The organism is [Pseudomonas] carboxydohydrogena (assembly GCF_029030725.1).
In the GTDB taxonomy this organism is placed as follows: domain Bacteria; phylum Pseudomonadota; class Alphaproteobacteria; order Rhizobiales; family Xanthobacteraceae; genus Afipia; species Afipia carboxydohydrogena.
Window position 1 is genome coordinate 1,750,432 of sequence record NZ_CP113162.1, and the last position, 15,696, is coordinate 1,766,127.

The 15,696-nt window shown below is 61.4% G+C and carries 15 protein-coding genes; 11 read left to right on the forward strand and 4 right to left on the reverse strand.

Annotation, left to right across the window (positions count from 1 at the left end):
• Both AFIC_RS08595 and pxpB read right to left on the reverse strand, forming a co-directional pair.
• Complete coding sequence (locus tag AFIC_RS08595) at positions 1-936, reverse strand: 5-oxoprolinase subunit C family protein (RefSeq protein WP_275245839.1); 936 nt, start codon at positions 934-936, stop codon at positions 1-3.
• Positions 933-1,670, reverse strand: coding sequence for a 5-oxoprolinase subunit PxpB (gene pxpB, locus AFIC_RS08600; protein WP_275245840.1), 738 nt, complete (start codon positions 1,668-1,670; stop codon positions 933-935). Before pxpB ends, AFIC_RS08595 begins: the two co-directional genes overlap by 4 nt.
• A 131-nt stretch (positions 1,671-1,801) precedes the next feature.
• On the opposite strand from pxpB, the gene AFIC_RS08605 reads away from it, so the two are divergent.
• Entirely contained in the window at positions 1,802-2,509 is a 708-nt protein-coding gene (locus AFIC_RS08605) for a ribonuclease activity regulator RraA (RefSeq protein WP_275245841.1), read from the forward strand.
• A gap of 17 nt (positions 2,510-2,526) precedes the next feature.
• Here the strand turns inward: AFIC_RS08605 and AFIC_RS08610 are convergent, their stop codons facing one another.
• Positions 2,527-2,751 carry a hypothetical protein gene (locus AFIC_RS08610; RefSeq protein ID WP_275245842.1) on the reverse strand — a complete coding sequence of 75 codons (225 nt, stop codon included), beginning with the start codon at positions 2,749-2,751 and terminating at the stop codon, positions 2,527-2,529.
• A gap of 153 nt (positions 2,752-2,904) precedes the next feature.
• Between AFIC_RS08610 and AFIC_RS08615 the strand changes: the two genes are divergently transcribed.
• The 6 genes from AFIC_RS08615 (at position 2,905) to AFIC_RS08640 (ending at position 8,536) form a co-directional block, all read left to right on the forward strand.
• The gene (locus AFIC_RS08615) at positions 2,905-3,102 is read left to right on the forward strand and encodes a hypothetical protein (RefSeq protein ID WP_009339497.1); all 198 of its coding nucleotides are present in this window, start codon (positions 2,905-2,907) and stop codon (positions 3,100-3,102) included.
• A 167-nt stretch (positions 3,103-3,269) separates the two neighbouring features.
• Positions 3,270-5,507: a CHASE2 domain-containing protein gene (locus AFIC_RS08620; RefSeq protein ID WP_275245843.1), complete on the forward strand. Its 2,238-nt coding sequence runs from the start codon at positions 3,270-3,272 to the stop codon at positions 5,505-5,507.
• 64 nt (positions 5,508-5,571) lie between these two features.
• Positions 5,572-6,396: an MBL fold metallo-hydrolase gene (locus AFIC_RS08625; protein ID WP_275245844.1), complete on the forward strand. Its 825-nt coding sequence runs from the start codon at positions 5,572-5,574 to the stop codon at positions 6,394-6,396.
• A gap of 94 nt (positions 6,397-6,490) precedes the next feature.
• Positions 6,491-7,156 carry a Crp/Fnr family transcriptional regulator gene (locus AFIC_RS08630; protein WP_275245845.1) on the forward strand — a complete coding sequence of 222 codons (666 nt, stop codon included), beginning with the start codon at positions 6,491-6,493 and terminating at the stop codon, positions 7,154-7,156.
• Complete coding sequence (locus tag AFIC_RS08635) at positions 7,153-8,019, forward strand: DUF6537 domain-containing protein (protein WP_275245846.1); 867 nt, start codon at positions 7,153-7,155, stop codon at positions 8,017-8,019. The genes AFIC_RS08630 and AFIC_RS08635 overlap by 4 nt, the downstream gene beginning before the upstream one ends.
• A gap of 31 nt (positions 8,020-8,050) precedes the next feature.
• On the forward strand, positions 8,051-8,536 hold the full coding sequence (locus AFIC_RS08640) for a hypothetical protein (protein WP_420833387.1): 486 nt from the start codon (positions 8,051-8,053) through the stop codon (positions 8,534-8,536).
• Between the two features lie 11 nt (positions 8,537-8,547).
• Here AFIC_RS08640 and AFIC_RS08645 read toward each other — a convergent pair whose 3' ends face one another.
• Complete coding sequence (locus AFIC_RS08645) at positions 8,548-9,441, reverse strand: cation diffusion facilitator family transporter (protein WP_275245848.1); 894 nt, start codon at positions 9,439-9,441, stop codon at positions 8,548-8,550.
• Between the two features lie 121 nt (positions 9,442-9,562).
• On the opposite strand from AFIC_RS08645, the gene AFIC_RS08650 reads away from it, so the two are divergent.
• The 4 genes from AFIC_RS08650 (at position 9,563) to AFIC_RS08665 (ending at position 15,685) form a co-directional block, all read left to right on the forward strand.
• Positions 9,563-9,847 carry a hypothetical protein gene (locus tag AFIC_RS08650; protein ID WP_275245849.1) on the forward strand — a complete coding sequence of 95 codons (285 nt, stop codon included), beginning with the start codon at positions 9,563-9,565 and terminating at the stop codon, positions 9,845-9,847.
• A complete protein-coding gene (locus AFIC_RS08655; protein WP_275245850.1) occupies positions 9,837-11,009 on the forward strand; it encodes an efflux RND transporter periplasmic adaptor subunit in 1,173 nt (390 codons plus the stop codon). Before AFIC_RS08650 ends, AFIC_RS08655 begins: the two co-directional genes overlap by 11 nt.
• Before the next feature lie 6 nt (positions 11,010-11,015).
• Entirely contained in the window at positions 11,016-14,177 is a 3,162-nt protein-coding gene (locus tag AFIC_RS08660; protein ID WP_275245851.1) for a multidrug efflux RND transporter permease subunit, read from the forward strand.
• Between the two features lie 170 nt (positions 14,178-14,347).
• Positions 14,348-15,685: an ABC transporter substrate-binding protein gene (locus AFIC_RS08665; RefSeq protein ID WP_275245852.1), complete on the forward strand. Its 1,338-nt coding sequence runs from the start codon at positions 14,348-14,350 to the stop codon at positions 15,683-15,685.
• Positions 15,686-15,696: the final 11 nt, after the last annotated feature.

Genomic DNA, 15,696 nt, shown 5'->3' on the forward strand with positions numbered 1-15,696 from the left:
TCATGTGCTGTTCCGGATTCTGTCGGGCAGGGATTGCAGTAGCGCGTGAAATGCGCGTGCCTCCTGCTGCGCGGCGGCCACGTCGATCTCTGCGAAACGGAATGTATGCCGGGGACGGGTTTGCGCAAAGCGGCCAAGATCGGCGGATATGATGGTCGCGATCTTGGGATAACCGCCGGTGGTGCCGCGATCCCTCATCAGCACGATGGGCTGGCCATTGCCCGTCACCTGAATGCTGCCATCTACCGTGCCGTCGGAGACGATGTTGAAGTTTCCGGCGTGAGTGAGCGGTGATCCTTCCAGACGATAGCCCATGCGGTCGCTGGTGGGCGAGATTTGCCATGGCGAATTGAAGAAGACTTTAGAGGAAGCACCGAACTCATCATATTGCGGTCCCGGCACCACGCGGATCGCGCCTTCGCCGAAGACGGGGGGAGACATGGTGCGGTCGGGCAGTGATATCGCGTTGTCGAACGTCAGCCGGTCGCCGCCTTGCAGCGGGCGCGGATAGGGACTGCCCAATCCCGCGCGCGCGTTGACCGAGAAGCTGCCGAACATCGCCTCGCCTTTTAGATCGCCCGCGACGGCGAGATAGCTGAACATGCCCTTGCGGGCTGCATCGAGGGTCAACGTGTCGCCGTCGCGAAGCAGGAACGAGCGATAGAGCGGGCAGGGTTTGTCATCGGTCCGGGCGAAACGCAGCGCGCCGGTCAGCGCCACGCACAGCGGGCCGCCTCGCGCGGCGAAGACAGCCTTGAGCGGCCCGATCTCGATGGTAGGCGCGGAGAGCGGATGCCCGACCAGCGCATTGGCTGCGGCCAGCGACAGGCGGTCCATCGCGCCGCTCGGCGTCAGGCCGTAACGCTGCGCGCCGAAGCGGCCGATATCCTGCACCGATGTCAGCGGTCCCGCGGCGATGACTTCGAGCACGCTCACGTCATCAACTCCGCGACCGCCCCGCCATGTTCGGCGAGCCGCTCAAGCCGCTCGAACTCGGCCGGGCCGATCGACGCGAAGGTCACGGTGTCTCCCGGTTCGATGAGGAAAACCGGATCGCGGCGCGGATCGAAGGTGCGCACCGGCGTGCGGCCGAGAAGATGCCAGCCGCTCGGCCCGGCGAGACATTGCAGAGCGGCCTGAACGCCGCCGATCGAGATCGTGCCAGCGGGCGTCGAGAGGCGGGGCTGTGGGCGGCGCGGCGTGGCGATGGCGGGATCGAGGCCGCGAAGATAGGAGAAGCCCGGTGTGAAGCCGATCATCGCCACCTCATAGCGCGGGGCGCTGTGTCGCCGGATCAGTTCGTCAGGCGACAGGCCATGTGACTTTGCCACGTCATCGAGATCGATGCCGAATGCGCCGCCATAGGCGACCGGCACGCGCCAGTGGCGGGATGGGCTCTCCAGCGAGTCCGGTTGGTCGAGCAGCGCCGAGAGGCGGTCGCTCAATTCGGAAAAGCCGAGCGTGAGCGGATCGTAGTGCACGAGAAGCGAGCGATAGGTCGGCACCGTCTCGGTGATGCCCGCGATGGCTGCGTTGTTCAGCGCGCGATCCAGCGCGAAAACCCGGCGGTTGCTGTCCGCATCCATGGTGGCGCCAAACTCGACGGCGAGCGCGGTGTCGCCGCAAGCAAGAACACGCGGTTTTGATGGTTTGGACGGCTGGCTGTTCATGGACAAACGATGCCGGGGCAGGCTGATGGCGTCCAGAGAATTTATTCGCCGAAAACAATGTCGAAGAGGTGCGCTTGACGTAGGCCACTTCCTTCGCAAGATGCTGTCTTCTTTCAAACCAGGATTTCCCGATGTCGCTGCCCGCCGAAACCGTTCAACTGCTGCAACGCATTTCCACCGCCACCATCACCACTGTGCTTTTGAAGAAAGGTTTGCGGAATGTCTGGATGCGCGGCACGCGCCCGCTGCGCCCGGGGCAGAAACGATTGGTCGGCCCGGCTTTCACGCTGCGCTTCGTGCCTGCGCGCGAGGATCTTGCGACCCCGGAATCGTGGTCGAAGCCGATTTCCACCCGCACCGCCATCGAGGCGATGCCGGAGGGCTGCATTGCGGTTGTCGATGCCATGGGCGTCACCGATGCCGGCATTTTCGGCGACATCCTGTGCATGCGCATGGCGAAGCGCGGCGTCACCGCGCTGGTCACCGATGGCGTGATGCGCGATGTCGAGGGCGTTTTGGGCACCGGGCTTCCGGTGTGGTGCGATGGCGCGGCCGCGCCGCCTTCGGTCGCGGGGCTCACCTTTGTGAACTGGGGCGAGCCGATCGGCTGCGGCGGGGTCGCGGTGTTTCCGGACGACATCATCGTGGCCGATGAGGATGGCGCGGTGGTCATTCCGCAGGCATTCCTGCCGCTCATTCTGGAGCAGGGCGAGGAACAGGAGCGGGTCGAGGCGTGGATCGTCAACGAGGTCCAGCAGGGCGCATCGCTTCCGGGGCTTTACCCGATGAACGCCGATACCAAGGCGCGCTATGAGGCGTGGAAGGCGACGCAAAAGTAAGGCCGGAATATCTGCCTTCAATGCTGGCGGTTGCCGGCGTCCGCGGGCCAGCGCCATCCAACGACATGGGCCTCGACGGGATCGCCTGACTCGCAGTTTTCCCAGCCGCTCCCGATCCAGCGGCAGGGAAACGGAAGCTGATAGGTCCCGCTTTTATCCTCGCACAGGACTTGCACCGGCACACCTGAGGGCGGAGTGCCGTGTTCGCCGAACTCCGCCAAGCGTTGTGCACGGGTTGCCATGGGTCATCTCCCCGGAAAGGAACGGAGCCGGGCGGGTTCGGTTCCGGAACCGGGCCGTTAAAATAGAAGATGCCCCTTTGTTTCGGAGATCGCCGCAAGCCTTGATTTACATCCCCGCACCGAGACTACCAGCAACAACCCGGAGAAATCCCGATGTTTGTGCTGATCCTTGGTTTGTTAGGTGCAAGCGGCCTGTTTTACTTCGCGGGTGCCACGCAGAATTCGGGCTGGACCTGGTCATATGAGGTCTGCCGGCAGGGCACGATACTTTGCGATAATCCCCATTGGGTGCTGATCGCCGCCGGTATCGCCATCGCGATCGAAATGGTCCGCAATATGTCGAAGGCGTGAGGTCGCGTCTGGATCTTGGGTGACCGGCCGGCTTCCGGGTCTCGGAAGCGAGGTATTGCCGCGCCGTGCGGCACGGGGATGGTGGATTTCGTCGCGGGAACCGGACAATATCGGGCCGCGCGCCAGCCGGCGGGCTTTCAGCAACCGGGAACCTGACGTTCGCCGCCATGTCCCTCTCAAGAAGCCTCCCCCGGCGCCCCCTTCGGTTCGCCCGCCGGTTTGGCTACGCCCGAATTCTGTGCCTTGGCCTGCTGGCGGTTGCCGTCGGCCTGCGGGCGCTTGATCCCGTACCGCTGGAAGAATTGCGCCTAAGGGTTTTCGATTTCTATCAAATTCTTAAGCCGCGAAAGGCCGTCGAGCGGCCTGTCGTGATTGTCGATCTCGATGAGGCGAGCCTTGCGCGGTTTGGCCAGTGGCCATGGCCGCGCACCCGTGTGGCCGATCTCGTGTCGCGCCTGACAGAGGCGGGCGCGGCCGTGATCGCCTTCGATGTCGTGTTCGCCGAGCCCGACCGGCTGTCGCCCTCGCGTGCGGTAGACAATTTCCGCGATCTCGACGAGGCGATGCGTACGCAACTCAAGGGCTTGCCGGATAACGATCAGGTTCTTGCTGAAGTTCTGCGCCGCTCACCCGTGGTACTTGGCGAATCCGGGCTGCCATATGTGACGCCGGCCCCCGCCGCCGCTCCGCCGCCGCTCGGTCTTGCCACGCTCGGCGGCGATCCGTCGCCCTATCTGCTGAACTTCCCGGGACGGCTACGCAATGTCCCGGTTCTGGAGCAGGCGGCCCCGGGGCGCGGGCTTTTCACGATCCGCACGGAGCGCGACGGCATCGTCCGGCGCATTCCTCTCATCATGATGGCGCAGGGCGACCTGATGCCGTCGCTGACCTTCGACATGCTGCGGGTGGCGGTGAAGGCAGACACGCTCCTCGTGAAGTCGGACGAGGCCGGCGTGAAAAGCGTGGGCGTGCCGGGATTTGAGATTCCGACCGACCGCAACGGCCAGCTCTGGGTCTATTTCGGCAGGCACGATCCGGCGCGCTATGTCTCCGCGGCGGATGTTCTCGACGGCAAGGCCGGCAGCGATGTGTTTTCACGCAAGCTGGTGATTATCGGCACGTCGGCGATTGGGCTGCTCGATACCAAGACGACGCCGCTGGATCGCGTCATGCCCGGAGTCGAAATTCATGCGCAGGTGCTGGAGAACGTATTGACGGATTCCGTCCTGTCGCAGCCGAATTACGCATTCGGCGCGGAAATTCTTGCCGCCATCCTGTTCGGGATTCTGATCGTCTGGCTCGCGCCGATTCTCACCCCCGTCTCTCTGCTGCTGCTGGGCGGGGCGGTCGCGGCGTTGCTCGCGGGGACGTCCTGGTATCTGTTCGTGCGCGAGAAGCTACTGGTCGATTTCACCTTCCCCTTGCTTGCGAGCACGGCCGTCTATCTGACGCTGGTGTTCAACGGTTACGTGCGCGAACAGGCGCAGCGCCGCCGCATCCGCTCGGCCTTCGGGCAATATCTGTCGCCGGCTCTGGTGGAGCAACTGGCGCAAGCGCCGGAGCGGCTGGTGCTCGGCGGCGAGGAGCGCGAGATGACGGTGATGTTCAGCGATGTGCGCGGCTTCACGGCGATCTCGGAATCCTTCCGTCGCGATCCGCAGGGGCTGACATCGCTGATGAACCGCCTGCTGACGCCGCTGACCGATGCGATCATCGAACGCAAGGGCACCATCGACAAGTATATGGGCGATGCCATCATGGCATTCTGGAACGCGCCGCTCGACGATGCTGAGCATGCCATCAATGCCTGCGAGGCCGCGCTCGACATGCTGGACGAGGTGGGCGATCTGAATGCCGCACGGGCGAAGGAGGCTTCGGAGCAGGGCAAGCCGTTCATGCCGCTGAATGTCGGTATCGGCCTCAATACCGGCCTGTGCGTGGTCGGCAACATGGGGTCCAGCCTGCGGTTCGATTATTCGGTGCTGGGCGACAGCGTGAACCTTGCCTCGCGGCTGGAGAGCCAGTCGGCGACCTATGGCGTGCCGATTATTGCCGGCTCGAAGACCGCGCTGGCCGCGCAAGACAGGCTGGCTATCCTTGAGATGGACCTTGTCACCGTGAAGGGCAAGCAGGAGCCGGAGGTGATCTACGCCATCCTCGGCCGGGCCGATCTCGCCAACTCGGAACGCTTTCAGAGGCTGCGCAACCACACCATCGATATGATCTGGCGCTATCGCAGCCGGGACTGGGAGGGCGCGCTGAATGCGATGGAAAAGGCGCGGGCGCTTGACGACGACAATCGTCTGAAGACGTTGTTCGCCCTCTATGCGGGGCGGATCGACGCCTTCCGGACGGCACCACCGCCGCCCGAATGGAATGGCGTTTACGCGATGACAATGAAATAGACAGAAACGGCGAGCCGATGCAGCACCGTTCCGATATGATCCGTTCTTTCGTTCGAGCCTGTTGATGATGTCAGATTCAATCACGATCAAATTCTGGGGCGTTCGCGGCAGCATCGCCTGTCCGGGGTCGGGCACCGTGCGTTATGGCGGCAATACCTCATGCGTCGAGGTGCTTTGCGGAGAGAACCGGCTGATCTTCGATGCGGGCTCCGGCCTTCGCGGGCTTGGTGAGGCGCTCGCGGGGCAGCCCGGCGAGAGCGACCTGTTCTTCAGCCATCTGCATATCGATCATCTGATCGGGCTGCCGTTTTTTCTGCCGGCGTTTGAGAAAGGCAATCGTCTGCGGTTATGGGCAGCGGGCCTGAAGGAGGCGGACGGACTTCGCGCTGCGCTCGACAGGTATATGAGCTTTCCGTTGTTTCCGATCGGCCTCGATCAATTCCAGGCCGAGGTCACGTTTCATGACTTCGCGCGTGGCGATGTGCTGACGCCCCGTCCGGGCATCGTTCTTCGCACGGCCGCGCTCGATCATCCGGGCGGCGCGACCGGCTATCGGCTGGAGTTCGCCGGACGCTCGTTTTGCTACATGACGGATACGGCCATGGATGCCGGGGCCTCGCCTGCGATGCTTGCGCTGGCGAAAGGCGCCGATTGTCTTGTCATGGACGCTACCTATACCGACAGCGAACTCGTAAAATATGAGGGTTGGGGTCATGCAAGCTGGCAGCAGAACGCCACCTTTGCCGATGCCGCCGGGGTGAAGACGCTGTGCCTGTTTCACCACGCCCCCGAGCATGATGACGATACCCTCGACCGGATCGCGTCGGAGGCCGTGCGTGCGCGGCCGGGCACGGTGGTGGTGCGGGAAGGCCAGTCGATCGGACTGTGAGGTCTGATCGGCCCTGGATTGCAGTTGATCTTAATTTAGATGGATCGGTTTTGAACCGGTCGCGCATTGTCGAAGACAAAGGGCTGGGTGGCTCATGGATATATCAGGCGTCGCTTCGGACATGTCAGGACTGGCCTCCGGCGCCGGTGGCCTGATCGCATCGGCATTCGTCGTTGCCGGTTACACCATGCGCACGATGATTCCGCTGCGCATCGTCGGGATCATCACCAACGTGGTGTTCATTATCTACGCCTTGTCGCACCGGAATTATCCGATCGTGGCGCTGCACATGATCCTGCTGCCGCTGAATGTCTATCGCTTGCGCGAAATGCTGGTGCTTGTTCGCAACGTGAAGCGTTCGGTGAGCGGCAACCTGTCGATGAATTGGCTGAAGCCGTTCATGACCGAGCGGCACTGCCAGCCGGGCGAGGTGCTGTTCTACAAGCACGAGCGGGCGACGGAGATGTTCTACATCGTCAGCGGCCGTTTCAGGCTCGTGGAATCCGGCATCGAATTGCCGGTCGGCTCCATCGTCGGCGAATTCGGGATGCTGTCGCCGGACAATGCGCGCACCCAGACGCTGGAATGCGTGGAGAAAGGACTCGTTCTCGGCGTCACCTATCAAAAGGTGGAAGAACTCTACGTGCAAAATCCTGAATTCGGATTTTATTTTCTGCGGCTGGTGAGCGCGCGGCTATTCCAGAATGTCGGCAGGCTCGAGGCGCAGGTCGCGGCATTGAGCGGAAAACCGGCATCATGAAACTGCCTGTCGATTTCAGGCTGCTGAAAGAACGCTATCTCGGCGAAGCGTCCCGCAAGCCATGGGTTGCGGAAAAGCGACTGGCCGAGCTTGCTCCATTTTTGCCGCCGGACGCGGAGGAGATCGTCCGGCGCGCAGTCATCTCGCTGATGGCCTATCAGGATCCCGACTACGCGCTTGTGTATCTCAACCGCATTGGCCGATATGCGGGCCCAAACAAGGCGCCGTGCGCATTTCTCGCATCGATTGCTTCCCGCATGGAGGCACGGATGCGCTATGCCGATCCACCCGCTATCGCGCAGGCAGCCTTGACGGATGAAGGGGTATCCCCGACTCGCCGCATGTCATTCTGCCTTTGCGATCTTGCCGGAATGCTGCCGCCGTCTGCCGCCGACACGGCGCTCCAGGTGATGGGCTATCTGCGTCTTTCGCAGCGGGCAATCGTATTGAAGTTCTCATCGAGGGCCGGATGGAAACGGCGCTGGACCGAGGCGTGGGCGTTGCTTCGATATGCGCGAACCTATTCGCGGCGCGCAAAGACCGAAAACGCATGGGTCGAACGATGGCTGCACATGATTGACCGCGTCCGTGCCTCCCAGCCGGAAGCCGTGATGGGGGTGGTGGAGACCGCGGATATCGTCGGCGGATCGGGAGCGGGCTATCATCATGGTATCGCAAACTGGAATCTGATCGTGGATCGTCTCGTCAAGCCGGTCTGCGACGGGGCCATTGCGCCGATCGATCTTGCGGCGGCGTTGCGAGTCGTTTTACACGCTGCGGCTGGCCGTCCTGAACCTGTGGTGCTGGAACGCCAGATCGATCGCTTGATCGCTCCCCAGTCCTTGCAACCCCAAACGGTATAATGCCATGTCATATTATTCCGGAGCACCGACGATGCCGTATGGAGGAAGGATATTCGCAGCAGCCGTCATGGCATGCGCGCTGGCATTGCCAGCACCGGCACATGCGGACGCCACATTCAGGCTAAGCCACAATCAACGCATTTCATGCAGCAAGATTTTGATGCCGGGAAAACGGCAGGTGATTGCATGCAAGTCCTACGCGTATCTGTTCAACACAACGACCTCGGAATTCTACCGTTGCGAGGCCCAAGTATCGGTGACGCGCGATATCTCGAAGATTCTCGGAACCGAAGGAAGCGGGACTTGCCGGCTCAGGACGAAGGTGTTTTCCGAAAATTCCAATTATGATTTCGATGCGGTCGAAACCGAGCCGCCAAACACCAACGCGTTCTTCGGCAGCGGCGGCACGGCTATCTGGGCGGCAGATGTTTCGACGCGCAAGGTCAGGGGCTGTATCGAGCTTGCGACCGGCATTTCCTCGCCGGTTCTCAAATGCATGGACATGAATTTCGAATAACGGGCGCGTGCCTATCCGACGACCGGCACGCCGCCCGGGTGCTTGGCTTTCTCCTCGGGCTCGACGTGAATCGAAATCATGATGTCGGAAATCTCTTTCCGCAGCGCGGCTTCGATCCGGTCGCACAGTTCATGCGACTCCGACACCGTCATGTTGCCGGGCACGACGAGATGGAAATCGATGAAGATCGCCCGGCCGGCCTGACGCGTGCGGAGATCGTGCGCTTCCAGTGCGCCTTCGGCATGCGAGGAAATGATCTCGCGGATTTTGGCGAGCGTTTCCTCCGGCACGACCTCATCCATCAATCCTCCGATCGAGGAGCGCATCAGCTTCCAGCCGGTCCATAGGATGTTGACCGCGACCAATGCGGCGATAACCGGATCGAGAATCGGCTGATCGGTCAGCCACACCAGCGCGACGCCGATCAGGACGCCGATCGAGGTGACGACGTCGGTCCACAGATGCTCGGCGTCGGCGATCAGGGCCGGAGAGCGATGCCGCTGTCCGAATTTGAGCAGGACGAAATACCATGCGGCGTTGATGGCGCTCGCAGCCGCATTGATAAGCAGGCCCTTGGCGGGCGCTTCGAGCGGGCGTGGCTTCAGAATTCCATGATAGGCGGCGTAGAAAATCGCCAGAGCCGCGATGAGAATCAGCACGCCCTCAACAATTGCGGAAAGATACTCGGCCTTCTGGTGGCCGTAGGGATGATTTGCGTCGGGCGGGGTCGCGCTGACTCGCACTGCGATGAAAGCGGCGACCGCGGTCGCCACATTGATGACGCTCTCCAACGCATCGGAATAAAGCGCCACGCTGCCGGTGAGGAGATAGGCAACGTATTTCAACGCCAGCACGAGGCAGCCGACTGCGATGCTGCCGGCTGCTAATTTGAGGGGTGTGCCCATGGAACCACGCGGATTTGTTCTTGCGTGCTTACGGGAACAACTGCGACCGATCAACGCGGATGTTTGCTGACGCCAATCATTCGCAGGCTTGGACACAATATTCGGCAAGCAGAACCGGTTTATGCGCAATCATCTGATTTTTCCGCATCCAGACCGGCTTTGCTTTTTTAGATTGCTTCCAGGATCGGCAAAGCCGCTGCGAGGAATGCTGGAACCTGACTCATATTTAATCGGTGATCGCGTCCGCATTTTATCGTCGCTTAACCTGCGGCTGATTCCATATGTCGCAGCGGAAAAAGCGGCGTTTTATCGCATTGCCACAAAGATGCTGCATTGCGATTTCACCCCTGACCGCATCATCTGTGAGTCTGAAACCGGGGACATTTGCCGAAGCCATGACGAATAGAATCGTCGCAATCGCGTGCCTGATCATTGGAAGCGTCTTCTTGAGCGGTTGCGATGATCCAGTGCCCGCCGTGGCCAAGGTGGCCCCTCCGGAAGTTTCTGTTCTGCGCGTGAAATCGGAGCCGTTTACGCTCGTTCGCGAGTTGCCGGGGCGTGTCGCCTCGGTGCGTGTCGCCGAGGTGCGTTCGCGCGTGTCCGGAATCATCATGGAGCGATGGTTCCAGCAGGGCAGCGATGTCGAAGCGGGAGACGTGCTCTACAAGATTGATCCCCGTCCGTTCGAGGTAGAGGTCATGGCGCAGGAGGCCGCCCAGGCCAAGGCCGAGGCGGTGCTGGATCAGGCCACCAAGCAGGCGCATCGCATCGCGACGCTGGCGTCGCAGCATGTGGCGTCCGAAGCCGAGAACGAAAAGACAATCGCTGCCAAGCGTCAGGCGGAAGCAGATCTTGCTGCACGCAAGGCCGAGGTTGCGCGCGCCAGACTCAATCTCGATTACGCAACGATCCGCGCGCCGATCAAGGGCAGGATCGGTGCCGCGCTGGTGAGTGAAGGTTCGCTCGTCACCGCGAACGACACCACCAATCTCGCGACCATCCGTCAGCTCGACCCGATCTACGCGGACTTCACCCAGTCGGCCGCCGATCTGATCAAGTTGCGTGAGGCGTTCGATCGCGGCGATCTTGAAGACGTGGGCAAGGGGCCTGCCAAGGTCAGGCTGATCGTCGAAGGGCGGAAGTATCCGCTCGATGGCCGGCTGCTGTTCTCCGAAGCCAAGGTTGACGCCAGCACCGGGCAGGTCACGCTGCGCGGCGAATTTCCGAACCCGAACGGCGAACTGCTGCCGGGCATGTATGTGCGCGTCATGATCGAACAGGGCATCGATACGGACGCCATCGCTATTCCCGAGCAGGCCGTTCAGCGCGGCCCGAACGGCAGCAGCGAAGTCTATATCGTGAAACCCGACGGCCATGTTGCGAAGCAGTCCATTCGCACCAGCGATTTTCAGGATGGCAAGTGGCTGGTGAGCGAAGGTCTGAAACCGGGCGACCATGTGGTGGTCGAGGGCTTCCAGAAGTTCGTCGCGGGCGATCTCGTCTCGCCGGTTTCGGTCGACGGCACGAAGCTCAGCGCGGATGCGGCTGCACAGCCCGCCTTCAATTAACGCTCGATGCCAGCTTTTTTCATAGAACGCCCGATCTTCGCATGGGTGGTGGCGCTGTTCATCTGCCTGGTGGGCGCGATCTCCATTCCCTTCCTTGCGGTCGCGCAATATCCGATCATCGCGCCGCCATCCATTTCGATCAGCACGAGCTATCCGGGCGCTTCGCCGGAGGAACTTTACAACAGCGTCACGCGGCCGATTGAGGAAGAACTCAACGGCGCATCCGGCATTCTGAATTTCGAATCCACCAGCGACTCGCTGGGGCAGGTGGAGATCATCGCGAATTTCCAGCCGGGCACGGATACCACGACGGCCTCGGTAGACGTTCAGAACCGCATCAAGCGCGTCGAGGCGCGCTTGCCGCCGGCCGTGATCCAGCAAGGCATCCTCGTTGAGGAAGCCTCGAGTGCGGTGCTTCAGATCATTACTCTGCGTTCGACCGACGGCAGCCTCGACGAGGTCGGGCTCGGCGACTTCATGGTGCGCAATATCGTCGGTGAAATCCGCCGCATTTCCGGCGTCGGCCGCGCGACCTTGTATTCGACCGAGCAGTCGCTGCGCATCTGGGTCGATCCGGAAAAGCTGATCGGCTTCAATCTCACGACGGAAGACGTCACCAGAGCCATCACCGCGCAAAATGCACAGGTGGCTTCCGGCAGTCTTGGCGCCGAGCCGAGCCTGCCGGGCCAGAAAGTATCGGCGCTCGTTCTGGTCAAGGGACAGCTCAGCACGCCGGACGAGTTCGGATCCATCGTTCTTCACGCCAATGCCGATGGCTCGGTGGTGCGGCTGCGCGACGTCGCCCGCATCGAGATCGGCGGCATGGGCTATCAGTTCACCACCCGGCTGAACGGCAAGCCGACGGCGGGTCTGTCCGTGATGCTGGCGCCGAGCGGCAATGCTCTGGCGACCGCGGCGGCGGTGAAGTCCAAGATGGAAGAACTCTCGAAATTCTTCCCGGTCAATATCGCCTACGACATTCCCTACGACATCACGCCCGTGGTCAAGGCGGCTATCGAGAAGGTGCTGCATACGCTGATTGAAGCGGTGGTGCTGGTGTTCCTCGTGATGTTCCTGTTCCTGCAAAACATCCGCTACACGCTCATTCCGACCATCGTCGTACCCGTCGCGCTGCTGGGGGCCAGCGCCACGCTTCTGCTGGCGGGCTATTCGATCAACATGCTGACGCTGTTCGCCATGGTGATGGCGATCGGCATTCTCGTGGACGACGCCATCGTCGTCGTCGAGAACGTCGAGCGCATCATGACCGAGGAGGGGCTGCCGCCGAAGGAGGCGACCCGCAAGGCGATGACCCAGATCACCGGCGCCATCGTCGGCATCACGCTGGTGCTGATGGCGGTGTTCGTGCCGATGGCGTTCTTCCCCGGATCGGTCGGTATCATCTACCGGCAGTTCTCGATCACGATGGTGGCGGCGATCGGGTTCTCGGCCCTGATGGCGCTGACGTTGACGCCCGCACTGTGCGCGACGCTGCTGAAACCCGCGAAGGGCGGTCATGGCGCGGCCAAGAAAGGCATCTTCCGCTGGTTCAACAACACGCTCGATGCTTCGCGCGACCGTTACGTCAAGACCGTGAGCTGGTCGCTCGCGCGCAAGGGTCGCGTCATGCTCGTCTATCTCGCTCTTGTGGGTGGCGTGGCGTTCGCGTTCTCGCGAATGCCGGGCGGTTTTCTGCCCATCGACGATCAGGGCTTCATCACCGTCGATGTGCAGACACCCTCCGACTCGTCATTCGCTCGCACGAGGGCTGCCGTTGAGCGCGTCGAGAAATATCTCGAGACCCGTTCGGGCATTCAGGACGTCACATTCCTGACGGGGTTCAGCTTCCTGGGGCAGGGCATCAACACCGCGCAGGCCTTCATTACGCTGAAGGATTGGTCGGAGCGCGGATCGAAGGACTCCGCGGCGGCGATCGTCAACGACATTAACGCCGCCATGGCGAGTGTCCGTGACGCCAAGATCACGGCACAGCAACCTCCGCCGATCGACAATCTCGGTAATTCCAGCGGTTTTAGTTTCCGCCTTCAGGATCGCGGACAAAAGGGATATGGCGAATTGCTGGCGTCGGCGCGTAAGCTCGTCGCTGACGCCAATGCAAGTCCGATTTTGCAGAAGGTTTATATCGAAGGTTTACCCGAGGGGCCTGTCGTCAATCTGATGGTCGATCGTCAGAAGGCGAGCGCCTTCGGGATTTCCTTCGCGGAGGTGAACAGCACGATCTCCACCAATCTCGGTTCCGCCTACATCAATAACTTCCCGAACAAGGGAAGGATGCAGCGCGTGATCGTGCAGGCGGATGCGATGGATCGCATGAATCCCGACGATATCCTCAAATACAATGTGAAGAACAACCGGGGCGATCTGGTGCCGCTGTCGTCATTCGCGAGCATCGAATGGGGCAAGGGGCCTTCGCAGATTGTCGGCTTTAATTACTACCCGTCAGTCCGCATCAGCGGCGAGGCGCGCGCGGGCTACACGAGCGGCGACGCCATTGCCGAGATGGAGCGGTTGGCCGGACTTCTTCCACGCGGCTTCGGTTACGAGTGGAGCGGCCAGTCGCTACAGGAAAAGCTCTCCGGCTCGCAGGCGCCGCTGCTGCTGGCGTTATCGATTTTGGTGGTCTTCCTGTGCCTTGCGGCGCTTTATGAGAGCTGGACCATTCCGGTTGCGGTTCTTCTCACCATTCCGCTCGGCGTGCTCGGATCGGTGCTGGCCTCGTCGATGCGGGGGCTGCCGAACGGCGTGTACTTTACTGTCGGGCTCATCACCATCATCGGCCTCGCGGCGAAGGACGCAATCCTGATCATCGAGTTTGCCAAGGATCTTCGCGAGCAGGGCAAATCGCTGCTCGCCGCGACAATGGAAGCGTGCACTCTGCGGTTCCGCCCGATCCTGATGACCGGATTCGCCTTTGTGTGCGGTGTGCTGCCGATGGTGGTGGCGCAGGGAGCGGGCAGTCTCAGCCAGCAGGCGTTGGGAACCGGCGTGATGGGTGGCATGATTGCCGTGGCCATTCTTGCGCTGTTGATGGTGCCGGTCTTCTTCGTCTTCATTCAGGGATTGTTTTCAAAGTCCGCGGATGAGGTGAAGGATGAAGCGAAGGCGTCGGAGCCTGCTGCGATGTCACCACCGCAGCCCCATCAGTAGGCGTTAAAATCCTTCTCAGTGAGACGATATAAAACTGTCGATCCAGGACGGGAGCGACAGGCTGTTCATTGCAGTGCAATAATAGGAAGCTCTACTGTTCATTCGCTCCACCTAATATTACTGTTTTATGACAAGGCGCTGGAAGGCCAACGTTTTCAGGGGGAATGAGAATGAATCGAATCCGGCTAGCTAAGGCTTTTGCGATCGCTCTGGTGTTTGGATGGCCTGCGGCCTCCAGCGCACAGGCGATTTCGGGAAAAGTGAGCGTCGTCACATCCTATGCAAAGGATCTGACCGACCCGATCAAAAAGGCGTTCGAGGCAGCCAACCCCGGCGTCACGCTCGATGTGCAGAATCGCAACACGCATGCCGGCGTCAAATTCCTGGAAGAAACCAAGTCCAACAACCAGGTCGATCTGTTCTGGGCGTCAGCGCCGGACGCCTTCGAGGCACTGAAGGTCAAATCGCTGTTGCAGGCCTACAAGCCGAAAGCCACCGGCATTCCGGAAAAGATAGGGCAGTTTCCGATCAACGATCCGGATGGCTATTACTTCGGTTTCGCGGCCTCCGGCTACGGCATCATGTGGAACGAGCGCTACGTGAAGGCCAACAAGCTGCCCGAGCCGAAGGAGTGGCAGGATCTCGCAGCGCCAGCCTATTACGATCACGTATCCATGGCGGCGCCCTCGCGCTCCGGCACCACGCATCTGACCATCGAAACCATTCTGCAAGGTGAAGGCTGGGCCAAGGGCTGGGCGACCCTGCGTGACGTTTCGGGTAATTTCCGCGAGGTCACCGAGCGCTCGTTCGGGGTGCCGGATGCGGTCAACTCCGGTCAGGTCGGCTACGGCATCGTCATCGATTTCTTTGCCTTCTCCTCGCAGGCGACCGGCTTTCCCGTGAAGTTCGTCTATCCGAGCGTGACCGCGATCGTGCCGGCGAACATCGCCATCGTGGCAAATGCACCGAACAAGGCAGGTGCCCAGGCTTTCATCGAATTCCTTCTGTCACCGGCCGGACAGAACCTCCTGTTCGATCCGGGCATTCGCCGACTGCCGGTCAATCCTGCGGTGTACGACAAGGCGCCAAAGGGTTACCCAAACCCGTTCACCGATCCGCGTCTGAACTCGATGGTGAAGTTCGACGTCAAGAAGTCGGAAGGACGCAACGATGTGGTCGATGCGTTGTACGACCAGACCGTGACCTTCCAACTGGCGGATTTGAAGCAGACCAAGAAGGCGATCGATATGGCGGCCGAGGCTGTCGCGAAAAAGCCGAACCCCAAGGCCGAGGCGCTCCTGAAGGAGGCACGTGACCTGATGGGTGCGGTGCCTCTCACGGAGGAGCAGGCGTCGTCACCCGAGATCACCGGTGCGTTCTCCGGCGGCAAGAAAAAGGAGAAGGGAGCGCGTCAGGCCGAACTCGAGCAGCAGTGGGCGTCTTTCGCGAAGGACCACAATGCACAGGCTCGCGCCAAGGCCGACGAAGCGCTGAAACTCGCCAAGTAATCGTCGCACAC

Bases quoted from the DNA above. Each gene is read 5' to 3' on its own strand.
- AFIC_RS08610 (WP_275245842.1), bottom strand. From the start codon at position 2,751: ATGGCAACCCGTGCACAACGCTTGGCGGAGTTCGGCGAACACGGCACT.
- AFIC_RS08630 (WP_275245845.1), top strand. From the start codon at position 6,491: ATGGATATATCAGGCGTCGCTTCGGACATGTCAGGACTGGCCTCCGGC.
- AFIC_RS08615 (WP_009339497.1), top strand. From the start codon at position 2,905: ATGTTTGTGCTGATCCTTGGTTTGTTAGGTGCAAGCGGCCTGTTTTAC.
- AFIC_RS08650 (WP_275245849.1), top strand. From the start codon at position 9,563: ATGCGCAATCATCTGATTTTTCCGCATCCAGACCGGCTTTGCTTTTTT.
- AFIC_RS08660 (WP_275245851.1), top strand. From the start codon at position 11,016: ATGCCAGCTTTTTTCATAGAACGCCCGATCTTCGCATGGGTGGTGGCG.
- AFIC_RS08645 (WP_275245848.1), bottom strand. From the start codon at position 9,441: ATGGGCACACCCCTCAAATTAGCAGCCGGCAGCATCGCAGTCGGCTGC.
- AFIC_RS08605 (WP_275245841.1), top strand. From the start codon at position 1,802: ATGTCGCTGCCCGCCGAAACCGTTCAACTGCTGCAACGCATTTCCACC.
- AFIC_RS08655 (WP_275245850.1), top strand. From the start codon at position 9,837: ATGACGAATAGAATCGTCGCAATCGCGTGCCTGATCATTGGAAGCGTC.
- AFIC_RS08635 (WP_275245846.1), top strand. From the start codon at position 7,153: ATGAAACTGCCTGTCGATTTCAGGCTGCTGAAAGAACGCTATCTCGGC.
- AFIC_RS08665 (WP_275245852.1), top strand. From the start codon at position 14,348: ATGAATCGAATCCGGCTAGCTAAGGCTTTTGCGATCGCTCTGGTGTTT.
- AFIC_RS08620 (WP_275245843.1), top strand. From the start codon at position 3,270: ATGTCCCTCTCAAGAAGCCTCCCCCGGCGCCCCCTTCGGTTCGCCCGC.
- AFIC_RS08640 (WP_420833387.1), top strand. From the start codon at position 8,051: ATGCCGTATGGAGGAAGGATATTCGCAGCAGCCGTCATGGCATGCGCG.
- pxpB (WP_275245840.1), bottom strand. From the start codon at position 1,670: ATGAACAGCCAGCCGTCCAAACCATCAAAACCGCGTGTTCTTGCTTGC.
- AFIC_RS08625 (WP_275245844.1), top strand. From the start codon at position 5,572: ATGATGTCAGATTCAATCACGATCAAATTCTGGGGCGTTCGCGGCAGC.